17 protein-coding genes are annotated in these 16,381 nt (G+C 39.2%); 8 read left to right on the top strand and 9 right to left on the bottom strand.

Features of this window, described 5'->3' with window-relative positions; all coding sequences use genetic code 11:
- Positions 1-93: 93 nt before the first annotated feature.
- A complete protein-coding gene (locus U859_RS0117830) occupies positions 94-1,602 on the top strand; it encodes a bifunctional GNAT family N-acetyltransferase/carbon-nitrogen hydrolase family protein (RefSeq protein WP_025144689.1) in 1,509 nt (502 codons plus the stop codon).
- Between the two features lie 61 nt (positions 1,603-1,663).
- On the opposite strand, the gene U859_RS0117825 is transcribed toward U859_RS0117830, so the two are convergent.
- The gene (locus U859_RS0117825; RefSeq protein WP_025144688.1) at positions 1,664-1,870 is read right to left on the bottom strand and encodes a hypothetical protein; all 207 of its coding nucleotides are present in this window, start codon (positions 1,868-1,870) and stop codon (positions 1,664-1,666) included.
- Positions 1,871-2,007: 137 nt separating this feature from the next.
- Here U859_RS0117825 and queG point away from each other — a divergent pair, with 137 nt between their 5' ends.
- From queG to U859_RS0117810, 3 genes are read left to right on the top strand one after another with little or no spacing between them, the layout of a single operon-like run.
- Positions 2,008-2,943, top strand: coding sequence for a tRNA epoxyqueuosine(34) reductase QueG (gene queG, locus U859_RS0117820; protein WP_025144687.1), 936 nt, complete (start codon positions 2,008-2,010; stop codon positions 2,941-2,943).
- Between the two features lie 26 nt (positions 2,944-2,969).
- Positions 2,970-3,176: a DUF2281 domain-containing protein gene (locus tag U859_RS0117815; protein ID WP_084153104.1), complete on the top strand. Its 207-nt coding sequence runs from the start codon at positions 2,970-2,972 to the stop codon at positions 3,174-3,176.
- Positions 3,176-3,562 carry a type II toxin-antitoxin system VapC family toxin gene (locus U859_RS0117810; protein ID WP_025144685.1) on the top strand — a complete coding sequence of 129 codons (387 nt, stop codon included), beginning with the start codon at positions 3,176-3,178 and terminating at the stop codon, positions 3,560-3,562. Before U859_RS0117815 ends, U859_RS0117810 begins: the two co-directional genes overlap by 1 nt.
- 114 nt (positions 3,563-3,676) lie before the next feature.
- Here U859_RS0117810 and U859_RS0117805 read toward each other — a convergent pair whose 3' ends face one another.
- From U859_RS0117805 to U859_RS0117790, 4 genes are all read right to left on the bottom strand, one after another.
- Entirely contained in the window at positions 3,677-4,723 is a 1,047-nt protein-coding gene (locus U859_RS0117805) for an NAD(P)-dependent alcohol dehydrogenase (RefSeq protein ID WP_025144684.1), read from the bottom strand.
- 440 nt (positions 4,724-5,163) lie between these two features.
- Positions 5,164-7,287, bottom strand: coding sequence for a xanthine dehydrogenase family protein molybdopterin-binding subunit (locus tag U859_RS0117800; RefSeq protein WP_025144683.1), 2,124 nt, complete (start codon positions 7,285-7,287; stop codon positions 5,164-5,166).
- Between the two features lie 2 nt (positions 7,288-7,289).
- A complete protein-coding gene (locus tag U859_RS0117795) occupies positions 7,290-8,273 on the bottom strand; it encodes an FAD binding domain-containing protein (RefSeq protein ID WP_025144682.1) in 984 nt (327 codons plus the stop codon).
- Positions 8,270-8,893 (bottom strand): (2Fe-2S)-binding protein, encoded by a 624-nt coding sequence (locus tag U859_RS0117790; protein ID WP_025144681.1) that lies wholly within the window; start codon positions 8,891-8,893, stop codon positions 8,270-8,272. Before U859_RS0117790 ends, U859_RS0117795 begins: the two co-directional genes overlap by 4 nt.
- A 174-nt stretch (positions 8,894-9,067) precedes the next feature.
- On the opposite strand from U859_RS0117790, the gene U859_RS0117785 reads away from it, so the two are divergent.
- On the top strand, positions 9,068-9,718 hold the full coding sequence (locus U859_RS0117785; protein WP_025144680.1) for a YceH family protein: 651 nt from the start codon (positions 9,068-9,070) through the stop codon (positions 9,716-9,718).
- Between the two features lie 368 nt (positions 9,719-10,086).
- Here U859_RS0117785 and fabF read toward each other — a convergent pair whose 3' ends face one another.
- The 4 genes from fabF to U859_RS0117765 all read right to left on the bottom strand — a co-directional run bounded on the left by fabF (position 10,087) and on the right by U859_RS0117765 (position 13,386).
- Positions 10,087-11,337 carry a beta-ketoacyl-ACP synthase II gene (gene fabF, locus U859_RS0117780; protein ID WP_025144679.1) on the bottom strand — a complete coding sequence of 417 codons (1,251 nt, stop codon included), beginning with the start codon at positions 11,335-11,337 and terminating at the stop codon, positions 10,087-10,089.
- 153 nt (positions 11,338-11,490) lie between these two features.
- Positions 11,491-12,261: an SDR family oxidoreductase gene (locus U859_RS0117775; RefSeq protein WP_025144678.1), complete on the bottom strand. Its 771-nt coding sequence runs from the start codon at positions 12,259-12,261 to the stop codon at positions 11,491-11,493.
- A 13-nt stretch (positions 12,262-12,274) separates the two neighbouring features.
- On the bottom strand, positions 12,275-12,760 hold the full coding sequence (locus U859_RS0117770) for a PaaI family thioesterase (RefSeq protein WP_025144677.1): 486 nt from the start codon (positions 12,758-12,760) through the stop codon (positions 12,275-12,277).
- A gap of 38 nt (positions 12,761-12,798) precedes the next feature.
- Positions 12,799-13,386, bottom strand: a complete 588-nt coding sequence (locus tag U859_RS0117765) for a TetR/AcrR family transcriptional regulator (protein WP_025144676.1) — start codon at positions 13,384-13,386, stop codon at positions 12,799-12,801.
- A 167-nt stretch (positions 13,387-13,553) separates the two neighbouring features.
- Between U859_RS0117765 and U859_RS0117760 the strand changes: the two genes are divergently transcribed.
- The 3 genes from U859_RS0117760 (at position 13,554) to U859_RS0117750 (ending at position 16,339) form a co-directional block, all read left to right on the top strand.
- Complete coding sequence (locus tag U859_RS0117760) at positions 13,554-14,465, top strand: helix-turn-helix domain-containing protein (RefSeq protein ID WP_025144675.1); 912 nt, start codon at positions 13,554-13,556, stop codon at positions 14,463-14,465.
- Between the two features lie 88 nt (positions 14,466-14,553).
- Positions 14,554-15,387 carry an SDR family NAD(P)-dependent oxidoreductase gene (locus U859_RS0117755; RefSeq protein ID WP_316931575.1) on the top strand — a complete coding sequence of 278 codons (834 nt, stop codon included), beginning with the start codon at positions 14,554-14,556 and terminating at the stop codon, positions 15,385-15,387.
- A 100-nt stretch (positions 15,388-15,487) separates the two neighbouring features.
- Positions 15,488-16,339, top strand: a complete 852-nt coding sequence (locus U859_RS0117750; protein ID WP_025144673.1) for an SDR family oxidoreductase — start codon at positions 15,488-15,490, stop codon at positions 16,337-16,339.
- The last annotated feature ends 42 nt before the right edge of the window (positions 16,340-16,381 follow it).

Genomic DNA, 16,381 nt, shown 5'->3' with positions numbered 1-16,381 from the left:
AAAGTATATCTACTCTGAACCATTTACTAAAAAATAAAATCCATCTGAACATTTAAGCCCTTTTTCTGTTCATTAAAGTAGAAATCAAACATTATGAATATTGAATTACGTAAACTAACGCTCGAAGATTACGCAGATTTAAAAGAATCTATGCTTCAGGCTTACGACAGTATGGGTGGTTCCATCTGGCCAAAATCTAGTATTGCCAAACTTTTAAATATTTTTCCTGAAGGACAACTTTGTATTGCTGTTGATGATAAGGTGGTGGCCTGTTCGTTAGCCATTATTGTAGAATATGATGAATATGGAGACCGTCACACTTACAAACTAATTACAGGAGATTATTCCTTCTCTACGCACGATCCAAATGGGGATACGCTTTACGGTATCGAAATTTTCGTTCACCCTGAATTTCGAGGTTTGCGTTTAGGAAGAAGGTTATATGAAGCCCGAAAAGAGCTTTGCGAAAGTTTAAACCTTAAAAGTATTATCGCTGGTGGCAGGATCCCCGGATACCATGAATATGCAAATGAATTGAGTCCGAGGCAGTATATTGATAAGGTAAAATCTAAAGAAATTTACGATCCAACGCTTACCTTTCAGATTTCCAATGATTTTCACGTAAGAAAAGTATTAAAGAACTATTTACCGGGTGATAAAGAATCTAAAGAATATGCCACATTAATTGAGTGGAACAATATTTATTATCAAGGCATAGATGCTTCTGCCCGCTCTGCAATGACCATCCGTTTAGGTTTAGTACAATGGGAAATGCGTTTATTTCCTAATATGGAGGCATTTTATGAGCAGGTAGAATTTTTCGTTGATGCGCTGAGTGGCTACAAATCGGATTTCGTGATGTTTCCCGAGTTATTTAATACCCCGCTACTCCAACCTTACAATCACCTGCCGGAAATTGAGGCCATGCGCAAGCTTGCCGAAAAAACGGAAGAAATTGTACAAAAAATGCACGAATACTCATTAAGTTATAATACCAATATCATTACAGGTAGCATGCCACTGATAGAGGATGGCAAACTTTACAATGCCACTTACCTTTGTCATCGCACAGGTAAAATAGATGAATACAGAAAAATCCATATTACCCCCAATGAGCAGAAATATTACGGGATGATTGGCGGGGATAAGGTTCAGGTTTTTGATACCGATTGTGGTAAGGTAGGTATCTTGATCTGTTATGATGTAGAATTCCCTGAATTAAGCCGTATTTACGCTGACCAAGGCATGCAGATCCTTTTTGTTCCTTTCTTAACAGATACACAAAACGGTTATACGCGTGTTCGCCATTGTGCACAGGCCAGAGCAATAGAAAATGAATGTTATGTAGCCATTGCCGGCTGTGTAGGTAATTTACCGAAAGTAAACAATATGGATATTCAGTTTGCGCAATCGGCGGTTTTTACACCATCTGATTTTGCTTTCCCAACCAATGCCATTAAAGCTGAAGCTACGCCAAATACAGAGATGGTTTTGGTAGTAGATGTTGATTTACACTTATTGGACGAATTACACCACTACGGAACAGTAAAAGTATTGAAAGACCGCAGGAAAGACCTTTATCAGGTTAAACTCTTAAAATAACAGCCATAAAAAATGCCGGTCAAATTAATGAGCCGGCATTTTCATTTTAATCTAAAGCTAATTATTTTCGCATTATAAACCAGATGATCAGGCCAATAATAACGGCTATTGGTAGTACCCATTTCAGGGCCTGTCCACCACCATTTTCATCTTTTTCGGTAACAGCTGGTTTTGCCGGTCCTGGATCTTGTTTATGACTTTCGTAATCTTTTTCAATCGGCTTAGGAGCTTCTCCTGATTCCGTATGTTGTGGATCGATGTTTTCCATATCTTATCTTTAAAAAGCCCTTCCGTTCAGGTAAAATCCAGATCAGGAAGCGCGATAATCAATTAATTTAGTTTCTGTATTTAGAACAAGCGATAAATGAAAATGTTTTAAATCCTAAGCCTTATCTTTGTAGTTCGGTGTACAACAATTCTGCAAAATATAGCCAATTGATTAAAGATGAAGCCCTTCGTTTGGGTTTTATGGCCTGTGGCATTTCTAAAGCCGAGTTTCTGGAAGAAGAAGCACCAAGGTTAGAGAAATGGCTCAATCAAAACCGCCATGGCGAAATGAAATACATGGAAAATTATTTCGATAAACGCCTCGACCCGACACTTTTGGTTGAAGGCGCCAAATCGGTAATTTCTTTATCGTTAAATTATTATACAGAAGAAAAACAATCAGATCCGAACGCACCAAAAATCTCTAAATATGCCTACGGACAAGATTACCATACTGTAATCAAAGAGAAACTAAAGGAACTCACTCATTTTATAGAAGAAAATATCGGAGAAGTTTCGGGAAGAGCCTTTGTAGATTCGGCCCCGGTATTAGACCGTGCCTGGGCAAAAAAATCGGGAATTGGCTGGATCGGAAAAAACTCTAACCTGATCAGTAAAACCAATGGTTCTTTTTTCTTCCTTGCCGAGCTGATTGTTGATTTGGAATTGGATTACGACCATCCATATCAGGCCGATTATTGCGGAAGCTGCACCCGCTGTTTGGATGCCTGCCCTACTGATGCTATTATTGCCCCTCAAGTTGTAGATGGCACTAAATGCATTTCTTACCTCACCATTGAGCTTAAAAATGAAATCCCTAAAGAGTTTAAGGATAAAATGAGCAACTGGATGTTCGGTTGCGATATTTGTCAGGATGTTTGTCCCTGGAACCGTTTTTCGAAGGCGCACAATGAAAGTGCTTTTAAACCTGAAAATGGTTTATTGGATCTGAATGCAAAAGATTTAACTGAAATTACAGATGATGTTTTTAAAAAGGTTTTTAAAGGATCAGCAGTAAAACGTACCAAATATGCGGGACTTAAAAGAAATATCGATTTTTTGAAACCTGAATAGTCATAAATATTTTTTTTATATTTGATATGATGACTGATATTCAATTATATACAAAACTAGCTGACTTACCTACTGAATTAAAAAAACGGGTTTCAGATTACATCGATTCTTTAATCGTTAAAGAACAATCTGCGAATAATACCAAAAAGAGAAAAGCAGGCTTAGCAAAAGGTTTAATCAATATGAAGGACAACTTTAATGATCCAATTGAAGGCTTTGAAAATTATTTATAATGAATCTTTTACTTAATACTCATATTGTAATATGGTTTATTACTAATGATAATAAACTTTCAAAAAAGATCAAAAGTCATATTGAAAACTCAGATAATAAATGTTTTGTAAGTATAGCCAGTTATTGGGAATTATCTATCAAATATGCTTTAGGTAGGTTAAATTTAAATTCAACTGTTGAGGAAATATTCAATATTATAGAAAAAAGTGGTTTTGATACTTTGCCAATTACATTAAACCACCTATTGCAACTCTCCAAACTTGATCATTTCCACAATGACCCTTTCGATAGATTAATAATTTCCCAATCAATTATTGAAAATCTTCATGTTGTTAGCAGTGATAGTTACTTTCCTTCTTATAAAATACAACTCATAAAAGAATAATAAGTATTTAGGTGATTCTAAAGTAGCGGAACCTAAAAGAAATATCGATTTTTTGAAACCTGAATAGTCATAATTAAAGAAGCCAGGCTCAAAAAACTGGCTTCTTTAACGGTATTACAATGTGTCCATATCAATTACGAAACGGTATTTCACATCACTGGCCAGTACGCGTTCATAAGCTTCGTTAACGTAGTTGATGTTAATTACTTCCACATCCGAAACAATATCATGTGCTGCACAGAAATCAAGCATTTCCTGTGTTTCTTCTATCCCACCAATGCTAGAAGCTGTTAAAACCCTGTTACCTTGCATCAAGCCTGAGCCCGGGAATTTTATAGGTTCTGCAGGAATGCCAACGCAAATGTGTACTCCATTCACGTTCAATAACTTGAAATACATCTCATAATCATGCGGTGCAGATACCGAATCGATAATGAAATCGAAATGTTTGGCATATTGTTTCAATTGCTCAGGATCTTTGGTAATCACAAAGTTATGCGCTCCTAAATTTCTCGCATCCGCCTCTTTTGAGGGAGAGGTACTTAAAACCGTTACTTCGGCACCAAAGGCAACCGCAAATTTAACCGCCATGTGGCCCAAACCACCCAAACCTAAAACCGCAACTTTATGTCCTTTTGTAATTCCCCAACGCTTAATTGGCGAATAGGTGGTAATGCCAGCACATAATAATGGTGCAACACCTGCTAAAGGTAATTTATCTGAAACATGCACTACAAATTCTTCCGTACAAACAATTTTGTTCGAATAACCGCCATAAGTTGGTGTGGTTTTATCGCGTTCTACACTATTGTAAGTCCAAACAGTTTCGCCTTTCTCGCAGAACTGTTGCTGACCGCCTTTGCATGTAGGGCATTCTTTACAGCTATCTACCATACAGCCAATCCCTGCTAATTCGCCTACTTTGAATTTAGTAACCGCTGATCCCACTTCAGTAATGCGGCCAACAATTTCGTGTCCAGGAACCATCGGATATCTTGCTGGTCCCCATTCGCTCCTTACCTGGTGGATATCAGAATGGCAGATGCCACTAAATAAAATTTCTATTAATACATCTTTCGGCCCAACATTCCTTCTATCGAAATTCCATGGAGCCAATTTATCGGTTTGGCTGTGAACAGCGTATCCTTTTGCAGCTATCATATATATTTAAATTTTGTTCAAAGCTAGAAGATTAAGCATTATGCTTTGTCAGCGCGGGTTCATTTCAACAGGTGCCATATTGTTGCAATTACAGGCCTCTCAGGTTTTAAAAAACTACGACATCTAAACGGAAAGGTAAACTGAAATTGCCAATTGATAATTAGAAACTAATATGGGCGTTCCCTAATCCCGTGAAATACGGGATTGGGTCGGGCTTTTCAGGGCTACGCTTCGCTCCGGTACCGATAAAAAATCGGCACTGAACCCTTACAATCCCTAACGCAAAACCTGCCTCTTGAGTTAAAACGCTCTATAATCCTCGTTTATAACGAGTACCGTAGTACGATTTAAGCTAGAAAAACGCTTACGCTCATTTCCGAAGGATCGAATAGATAGCTAAACGATTGTATCGTTTAAAAGCCTGCGAGATCTAAACTAACCTAAGCCAATACCTTATCAGGCGTTATTGGCAACGTTCTGATTCTTTTTCCGGTTGCATTAAAAACCGCATTGGCCACCGCTGCCGAAAAACCGATTAAAGCAATTTCGCCCATTCCTTTTGCACCCATAGGGTTGATATAAGGATCGGGTTTGTTGATAAAGTTGACATCAATTTCTGGTACATCGGCACTTACCGGAACGTGATAATCGGCAAAGTTGTTATTGATGTATCTTCCGTAACGGTGATCAATAATAGATTCTTCGGTCAAAGCCATACCAATACCGCCTACCGCACCACCCAGCATCTGGCTCCTGGCTGTTTTCGGACTCACAATAGTACCCGAATCGCCGACAGAAACAATTTTACTCACTTTTACCACACCCGTTAAAGCATGAACTTTTACCTGTACAAAGTGGATCGAAAAGGAATACATCGAATAATTATCTTTTTCCTTGCCACTCTGGCTTTCTTTAGTTACCTCTATAGCAGGTAAATTGTTCTTTTTTAATACCTCAACAAAATTAGCTGTTGCATCCATGTTCGAATTTGCTGCCAGCTCGGCAATGGCCGATTTTAAAGCCACACAAACATCGTTTACAGCCGAACCCACGGTAGATAAGGTAGCAGAGCCACCCTGACTTGGAGCAGGTGGCAAAGAAGAATCACCCAGTTCGAAAGTAATTTTATTTACAGGGATCTTCATCAGTTTATTGGCAATTAAAGTCATTCCGGTTCCGGTACCCGGGCCGATATCACTTGTTGCACTTTGTAAAAGCAACGATCCATCTGCCTTTAAAACTCCCTTTACACTGGCTTTTCCTCTATTGGCGTTAAATACGCCAACACTTACACCATAACCTGTTTGCCATGGTCCTTCGACCAGGCTGCCAGGTTTGTTTTTCCGGTTGCTCCAGCCTATTTTTTCGGCACCGATTTTATAGGCTTCCTTAATATTCTTGCTTGAAAAAGGTTTGTTTTTTTGTTGATCGGTTTCAGGATCGTTTTTGATCCTAAAATCCAAAGGGTCCATATCTAAAGCATGCGCCATCTCGTCGATCGCACTTTCTAAAGCAAAAGCTCCGGTTGCTTCACCAGGACCACGCATCCAGATCGGTACTCCAAGATCTACAGGAACGATGGCATAAGAAGTATTTACGTTATCGCATTGATACATAAACTTCGCCATGTTTACTACACCTTCGGTAAAATTCTCATAAGTAGAAGTTTCGCCATAAGCACGGTGTGTGATACCTGTTAATTTTCCATCTTTATCTGCCCCCAAACCAATGGTTTGGATGGCGGCGGGCCGGTTACCCACCATGGTAAACATCTGCATCCTCGTAATGACCACCTTTACTGGTTTACCGATATGTTTGGAAGCCATTACCGTTGCAATTTCCAATGGCCAGGTACGTAAAGCCATACCGAAACCACCACCAACAAACTCCGAATTTACCTGTATATTTTCCATCGGAATTTTAAAAACATTGGCAATAGTACCCTGAGTGGCTTTTACACCCTGGGTTTTTGCATAAACGGTAACCTGATTATTTGGACGCCAATCGGCAATAATCCCATGCAGTTCCATTGGGTTATGCGTTTCAATCGGTAAAAAATACCGCTCTTCGAGTTTTACTTCAGCTGTTTTATAAGCATTTTCTATACCGCGTTTATAATCGGCCTGCCCTTGCAGTTTTTTTGCTTTAGGATCCTTTAAAGCCTTTGCAAAATCGGTATTAAATTCTTCTTTGGCATAAGTTGCTTTTACTAAAGAAGCTGCATAAGTTGCCCTTTCGAAGGTATTGGCCACCACAATGGCAATGGGTTGCCCATTGTAAAAAATCTTATCAGTATAAAAGATTTTCATCTGCGGACCACCCTCCTGCTCGTAAGCGGCTGCCGATGGTTTATTTAAATGCGAAACAACAGCAATTACACCAGGGGCATTTTCGGCTGCCCTGGTATCAAGTCCGGTAATTTTTCCTTTGGTGATGGTACTGGTTACCAATACGCCATAAGTTAAACCAGGAAGTTCGTATTCTGCAAAATATTTAGCTTGTCCGGTAACCTTTAAAATTCCATCTACACGATCGGTATCATCTTTTAAAATTTTCTTTTCCATAACTAAGCTTTCGATTTTGCAAGATTTAACGCCTCGATAATTGTATTTGGAGCCAGTTTAAGCTTAAAATTGTTTTCACCAAAACCTTTGGCACCCGTCATGGCTAATTCTGCTGCCTTTTCGAAATTCGATAAAGTAGCTTCTTTTCCTTTCAGGAAATTTTCGGATGCCGTTAAACGCCAGGGTTTGTGTGCAACACCGCCCATAGCCAAACGGATATCGGTAATTTTATTATTGTTCAGTTCAAATGCCGCTGCTACCGAAACGAGGGCAAAAGCATAAGAAGCACGATCGCGTACTTTTAAATAATGGTAGTTTTTAGCGAGATTATTCACCGGTATTTCTACACGGATAATCATTTCATCGGCCTTTAAGTTATTATCCAACTGTGGCGTATCTCCCGCCAGGCGGTGAAAATCTTTAAAGGCTATCTTACGTTCACCTTTACCATTGGCTAGCACCACTTCAGCATCTAAAGCAGTTAAGGCCACACACATATCGCTTGGATGAACGGCAATGCACTTTTCGGAAGTTCCAAAGATGGCATGCATGCGGTTAAAACCTTCCATCGCACCACAACCTGTACCCGGCTGGCGTTTATTACAAGGCATTTCGGTATCGTAAAAATAACCGCAACGGGTACGCTGCATCATGTTCCCTCCCACTGTAGCCACATTCCGTAACTGTGCTGAAGCACCAGCCTGTAAAGCCCATGAAAGCAATGGCAGCTTCTCTTTTATCAAAGCATGATCTGCAACAGCCGTATTGGTAGCCAAAGCGCCAATGTGGATTTTATTTCCTATCTGTTCGATCTGTTTTAACGGAACATGATTGATATCAATGAGCTTTTCGGGTGCGGTAACCCCTCTTTTCATCAGGTCGATCAGATTGGTACCACCAGCCAAAAATTTGGCGTTTTTATCTTTTAACAATAGCGCAATGGCCGATTTGACCGAAGTTGTTCTTAAATATTGAAAATTGATCATACCGTTGCCCCTCCTTCCTTCACATCAACAATGGCATCAACAATATTCGGATAAGCACCACACCTGCAGATGTTGCCACTCATGTATTCACTTATTTCCGCCCTCGAACTAGTATGTCCTTCACGGATACAGGCCACTGCCGACATGATTTGCCCCGATGTACAGTAACCACATTGAAAACCATCATGTTTAATGAAAGCTGCCTGCATAGGGTGTAACGTATCTCCATCGGCCAAACCTTCTATTGTGGTAATTTTCTTTCCTTCATTCATCACCGCTAAACTTAAACAGGAGTTTACCCGCTGTCCATCTACATGTACGGTACATGCACCACACTGACCGTGGTCGCAGCCTTTTTTGGTTCCGGTTAAGTGCAATTCTTCACGCAGGTAATCCAAAAGTGTCACCCTTGGTTCAACCAATGCTTTATACGCTTTATTATTTACAGTCAGATTTAAGGGAATTTTCTCAAAAAGTTCAGCAAAACGTTCATCAGCATTATTTTCAGCTGCTTTAACCGCGATGCCCGGTGTTAAGGCAATGGCCGTAATTACGGAGCTTTTTTTAAGGAAATCGCGCCTGCTGTCGCCCTGATTTGGTTTTTGATCAGAAGGTTTCATATTTGGATGAGATTAGCTTTAGGATGTTTTTCTAAGTTCGTAATTCTATAGCTCAAATGGTAGTAAATCAGAAATTTAGAATTATTCTATCGTTAACATTTAAGATAACTCCTTAGAAATAAAACATTAACAAAATAATTTCCATAATGTTCATTCAATTTATATTTTTATAAAATGGACAACGTAAAACCACTCCCCGATTTATCTGCAGAAGAGCAACGCGTTTTAGGTGCTTTAATAGAGAAAAGCCGCACCACGCCTGATTATTATCCGATGACTTTAAACAGTTTAACGGCTGCCTGTAATCAAAAAAGTTCCAGAAATCCAGTGGTAAATTACGATGAGGAAACCATTACCCTCACTTTAAACCAACTTAAAATAAAAGGCCTGATCTCGACCGCCACAGGAGGATCGAGCCGCGCAACCAAATACAAACATAATTTAGCGATAGTTTATCCATTATTACCTTCAGAACTGGCCATTATCTGCCTGTTGCTTTTACGTGGCCCATTAACACCAGGCGAAATCAACAGCAACTCAGGCAGATTATACGAATTTGAAAGTATAGAAGAAGTTTTGGAACAGCTTCAAAAACTATCAGATGATGAGCCTGCATTCGTAAAACAACTGCCTAAAAAAGCCGGACAAAAGGAAGCCCGTTTTGTTCACCTTTTAGGCGAGCAGGCAGAAACCACCACGGAATCAGAAACTGAAACCATCGCAGCGCCACAATTTGATACCACCGAACTGGAAAACCGCATCGAAAAACTCGAATTAGAAGTAGAAGAGTTAAAGGAAATGGTTAATTTATTGATGGATAAGTAGGTTTAGTGGTTCATCAGGCATTGGTTTTCCACCCATCGACACAACTAAAATAGAATCGTCATTTCGAGCGGAGTGCAACGGAGCCGAGAAATCTGTCTCGAGATAGATCTCTCCGTTCCACTGCGTTTCAGTCGAGAAATGACGAATTTATATAAGATTTTGTCATTCTGAGTGCAACGAAGAATCTCTGCGTTCCGTTGCTCTAGCTAAAAAGATTCTTCACTGCGTTCAGAATGACAGAATTGGAGTTTTCCATTCCCGTGTTTTCCGTGCATCCGTGGCAAAACAAATCGCAATAAAAAGGTCTTAGCGGGACGCTAAGACCAGTAAAGTAAATCATTGTTATTATATACGATCTATAAATCTAACTAGGCTTCATACTTTTTAAAAATCGTACTCGCCGTATGTCCACCGAAACCAAAAGTGTTATTTAATACATAATTGATTTCCTTTTTAATCGGTTGGCCTAATACAATATTTAATCCTTTCGGGATATTTTCATCCAGGTTTTTAGTATTAATGGTAGGCGGAATCACATTATCCCTGATTGCAAGAATACTGATCAAACTTTCAACGGCTCCTGCAGCACCCAATAAATGACCTGTCATCGATTTAGTAGCACCGATTATCACCGGTAAGCCATTAAAAACAGTATTGATCCCATTTAATTCACTTAAATCTCCCAAACCGGTTGAGGTAGCATGCGCATTGATATAATCAATTTTATCAGCAGTAATATTGGCATCTTTTAGTGCATTTTTCATACCCAATGCAGCACCAATCCCATCCGGAGGTGTTCCGGTTAAGTGGTAGGCATCAGCAGCCATTCCACCGCCAACAATTTCAGCATAAATATGAGCACCACGTTGCAAAGCATGTTCCAGTTCTTCTAAAACCAAAGCTCCGGCACCTTCACTCATCACAAAACCATCCCTATCTTTATCAAAAGGTTTAGAAGCACCCTGAGGATCTTCATTGTTTTTAGATAAAGCCTGGGCAGCATTAAAGCCACCAACTGATGATTTGGTCAACGCTGCTTCAGAACCACCAGCAATCATTACACTTGCTTTTCCTAAACGGATGGTATCAAATGCATTGATAATCGCGGTATTTGATGATGCACAGGCCGAAACCGTGCAATAATTTGGTCCGCGTAATTTATGACGGATAGAAATCGCTCCGGCGGCGATATCCACAATCATTTTCGGGATGAAATAAGGATTGAACCTTGGTGTTCCATCTCCGGCATGAAATTCTTCCAACTGTGATTCAAAAGTACCAATACCACCATTTCCGGTTGCCCAGATTACTCCAACTTCTGCCAGTTGATCATCGTTCATGGTGCTGAAATCCAATCCCGCATCTTTTATCGCCTGATCACTCGAACCGATAGCGTACTGGGTAAACAGATCGTACTTTTTAATCTCTTTTTTCTCCAGGTATTCTTCAGGGTTAAACCCCTTCACTTCACCTGCAAATTGCGTTTTAAATTTGCTCGAATCAAATTTTGTAATTGGGCCAATGCCACTTTTACCAGCTAAAATCTGTTGCCAAAATTGCTCAACAGTATTGCCAAGCGGGGTTATTGCACCTAAACCTGTTACTACTACTCTTTTCATTTTATTTTTTTTAGTCACTAAGCTAAAATGATCAAACCATGCAATATGGCTGATCATTTGAGTTTTTACACTTATTGCCGCGAAAGTAAGCATTCCTGCGGTGAAAAATGTCATAATAAAAGCAAAGGAAAATCCTTGCCTGTCTATTTACGGTTAATGTTGAACCGAATCAATATTGGCCCTTCTGCTGGCATTCATTACGTTTAATGCATCAACAGGTGATTGCCTGAAAAGTTCATAAATTTTTGCAGTGTCTCCCACTCTGATCTCATATTCATCATTTGCCAAAGCAGCCAATAAATCATCAGCCACAACAGATGGTTTGATACCATTATGTCCGCCGATTTCTTTTGAGAATTCGGTATCTACCAATGGAGGCATCAATTCAAAAACTTTTACCGATGTTTCTTCCAGACTTAACCTTAAAGAAGTGCTGTATGAATGAAGTGCTGCTTTACTGGCGGCATAAGTTGGTAATGTAATACCAGGAACGTAAGCCACAATTGAAGATACATTTACTATAGCAGATGATTCTTGCGCTAATAAAACAGGCAATAATTTTTGATTGATCCTGATGATTGACAGATAATTCGTTAACATTTCATCTTCTGCATTTGCAAAAGCATCCTGACCTTGGTCTGCTAAATTATAAAGAATTGCCCTACCAGCATTGTTGATTACGATATTTAACTGAGGAAAATCTACTTTGATCCTTTCTACCAATTGATCTACATCTCCGGCTTTACTTACATCAGAAAGAATGGTAGTTACATTTTGTAGTGATGCAGCAGCTGCATCCAGTCTTTCCTGGTTTCTGCCGGTAATAATCACGTGATTATCTAAAGCAGTTAATTGTTTTGCGATTTCTAGACCGATCCCGGCAGTTCCGCCGATCAATAAAACAGTATTTTGTGAAGTTTTCATTTTATATTTTTTTTTAAAATTTTAAGATTAAACAGGTGCTCACGGCATGAGCGTAAACAATATCATTCTCATCAAGTAATTGAGCTTCTACCAAAGCAGTCCGGCCACCCAGGTTAATCACTTTAGCAATGGTTTTTAATTTTCCAGTTTTAATGGTGATGGCTTTCAGGAAATTCACCTTAAGCTCCAAAGTAGTGTAACCTTTCCCGGCAGGTAAAAGCGAGTGTACTGAGCAGCCCATCGCCGAATCTAAAATGGCGGTGATTACGCCACCATGTACAGTACCAATCGGGTTATAATGAAATTCCTGTGGTGTAAATTCAAAAACTACGTTTCCGGCTTCAATTATACTAACGCTGAAATCCAGCGTATGTAAAAGTGGCGGCAAAGGAAATTTGTTATCACTCATTGCTTTTAAATAAGCAATTCCATCCATTTGCATGGCTTCTTTTGCACCTTTCATGGGATCATCCCAGGTTATTGTTCTTTTTCTTTCCATATTAAAATACCAATCGGTATATTTTTGGTTAAAAATTTTTAGCCGAGGCTATCTACATATTTTTTTAAAGAGCCCATAATGAGGTTCCAGTATTCGGTTTTTAATGTTAGTTTAGAAATCATGATTCCTCCTTCTACCATGGCAATAATGGTTAAGGCAATTTGTTCGGGATTATGATTTACATTGATTTCTTTATTGGCAATCCCGGCTTCAACCAGTTTAGCAATTTTATTTTTCCAGTCTAAAACAGCTTTTAACACTCTTCCCCGCAATTCGGGATGGGTATCATCGGCGTCAATTGCAGTATTTAAAACCGGGCAGCCCCCTTCAGACACCGAACCATCAATAAATTTCTGATAAATATCGATGTACACTAAAAGTTTATCTTTTATACTGGGCAGACGATTCATTTCAGCCTCTATCCTGCTTGATACATTATTCAGGTTATAATCAAAAGCTGCCAGTGCTACTTCATCCTTATTGGCGAAGTTGCCATAAATACTACCCTTGGTTAAACCTGTAGCAGCCGTAATGTCATTCAAAGAAGTACCTGCATAACCTTTCATATTAAAAATCGGCGCGGTTTTCTCTACAATGAAATTTCTCGTTTTTTCTGCTTTAGTCATGTTGTTCTGAATTGACGATACAAATATATACCAATCGGTATATTAATGACAAATTATTTTATCATCAGAATCTCCTTTTACTTGAAGTAAATTAATTTACGACTTGTTTTAATCAACAGATAAAAGCACATTATTTGTTTTACGTTTGAATTTTGTAACTTTGATTTATGAACAAACCAGAAAGCATAGAAGATTTTTATCAGAACAAATTTAGTTTCATGCCGGATAATCTACAGAATGGCGTTGGGCATTTTAACGTTTTTAAACTGGAAGATTGTTTAAGGGACGACTCAAAACCGATGAGTTACAACCGCAGGGATTATTATAAGATCTGTCTTACCCGTGGTCATAATGTATACCATTACGCCGATAAAAGTATCGAGATAGACGGAACGGCACTGATTTTTTTCAATCCCCTGGTTCCTTATACCTGGGAACTGGCCAGTGGAAAACAAAGTGATGTAACCGGTTATTTCTGTATTTTTACAGAAGCTTTTTTTACGGAAAAGATCCGTGGAAACATTGGCGATTTACCCATGTTTACCCCTGGCGGAAAACCTGCATATATATTGAATGAACAACAGGACAAACAGATAGAGGCTATTTTTGCCAAAATGTTTGAAGAGATCAATACAGATTATATCTATAAGTATGACCTCCTTCGGAATTACATTACCGAGATTACTCACTTTGCTTTAAAAACGCAGCCATCAGAAAGTTTATTTAAACATACAGATGCCAATACCAGGATTACTTCCGTTTTTACGGAACTACTGGAACGCCAGTTCCCCATTGAAACCACAACACAAAGGCTCACCATGCGTTCGGCTAAAGATTATGCAGCGCAACTTTCGGTACATGTAAACCATTTAAACAGGGCGATCAAAGAAACTACCGGAAAAACCACCACAAATTACATTACGGAACGTTTATTGAGCGAAGCAAAGGCTTTATTAAAACATACGGACTGGAACATATCGGAAATAGGTTATTGCCTGGGCTTCGAAGAACCGACCCATTTTAACAACTTTTTCAAAAAACTGACCAACCATACCCCTACTTCTTATAGAATTGTTTGAATTTCGTAATCATAAGTTTGATTGACGTAATAGGCTGAAGCTATTTGTACTGTAATTTTGTATAAAGAAAAAGAAGAAAATTATGGGCATGAAAAAAGTTTGGTTTATTACCGGAGCTTCAAAAGGCTTAGGATTAAGTTTAGTAAATCAATTATTGAAAGCTGGCCAGTCTGTTGCGGCTACTTCAAGAAATATTGATGAGCTTAAAAAAGCTGTAAATGCAGATACGGGAAAATTCCTTCCACTGGCTGTTAACCTGGCTGATGAACAAAGTGTGGAGGACGCAATAAAAGCGACCATTGCAAAATTCGAAAGGATTGATGTGGTAATCAATAATGCTGGCTATGGCATCGGAGGCAGCATAGAAGAATTAACTGATGCCGAAACACGCAATAGTTTTGATGTTAATGTTTTCGGAACGTTAAATGTAATCAGAAAAGCTTCACCTTATTTAAGAGCACAACACTCAGGGCATATCATCAACATTGCATCTATTGCAGGCATTGCTGGCGCAACTGGCTGGGCAATATACGCTGCAACAAAATCGGCGGTTATTGCATTATCGGAAGTATCGGCCGAAGACCTTAAAGAATTTGGGGTAAAAGTAACTGTTGTTGCGCCAGGAGCTTTCAGAACGAGTTTTTTAACTCCTGATTCACTAACATTGGCTGCAAACCCAATTGCAGAATATGAAGAAGTAAGGGCAATACACAATAAGTATTTAAAAATGGATGGCCAACAAGTTGGAGATCCGGAAAAAGCAGCTGCAGCCATGATTTCGCTGGCCAGTATGCCTAATCCACCGGTACATTTACTATTAGGAAATGATGCTTTTCAAAGGGCAAACAGTAAGGTTGAGGCTTTAACAAAAGAGTTTAAGGACTGGAAAGCCATCACGATTTCGACAGATTTCGACAATTAAATTATAAGCTAATGGCGAATTAGCATTCAAAACGGCTGCAGTTCCGAAGTATTTTGGGACTGCCTTCCAATCAATTCATTTCATTCTAAAAAACAATATCATGGAAAATCAAAAAGTTTGGTTTGTAACGGGCGCGTCCAAAGGTCTGGGATTAACCCTAGTAAAAACATTATTAAACAACGGCATTAATGTTGCCGCAACTTCAAGAAATTTAAATGATTTAATCAAAGCTGTTGGTGAACACGAAAACTTTTTACCGTTAAGCGTTGATTTGATCAACGAAGGCAGTGTAGAAGCTGCAGTGAGTCAAACCATTAGCAAATTTGGTCAGGTTGATGTAGTGGTAAACAACGCTGGTTATGGCATGGTTGGCGCATTGGAAGAATTAAGCGATAAAGAATCGCGAGAAAATTTTGACGTAAATGTTTTCGGCTCGTTAAACGTAATTAGAAAAGTGCTTCCTCAATTAAGAAAACAACAATCGGGGCATATTTTCAATATTTCATCGATTGGTGGATTTTCAGGGAATTTCCCAGGCTTCGGAATCTACTGTGCCACAAAATTTGCAGTAGTTGGCTTTACGGAATCATTAGCGGCTGAAGTAAAATCACTGGGCATCAAAGCAACAGTGGTAGAACCAGGTTATTTCAGAACGGCGTTTCTAACAGAAGGATCACTAGCAGTGCCAAGTTCGCCAATTGATGCTTATAAAGAGGTACGCGAATCGCAGGCTGCACACCAAAACGACATCAACAACCAACAACCTGGCGATCCGGCAAAAGCGGTTGAAGTTATTATTGAAGCTGCAAAAAGCGAAAATCCGCCATTGCATTTATTCCTTGGGCCTGATGCTTATCAGGTTGCGGATGCTAAAATTGCAGATGTACAAAGAGATATGGCGAATTGGAAATATCTGGCAACAGCGACCAATTTCGAAGAGATTGGCGCTTAATATTTACCGCAGTCGTAATTACGAGAAGGCTTTTTCAGCCGA

This window comes from Pedobacter jeongneungensis (genome assembly GCF_000633455.1).
Taxonomy (GTDB): Bacteria; Bacteroidota; Bacteroidia; order Sphingobacteriales; family Sphingobacteriaceae; genus Pedobacter; species Pedobacter jeongneungensis_A.
The sequence above is the reverse complement of the archived record's forward strand: the minus strand, read 5'-3'. Positions and strand labels throughout refer to the sequence as shown.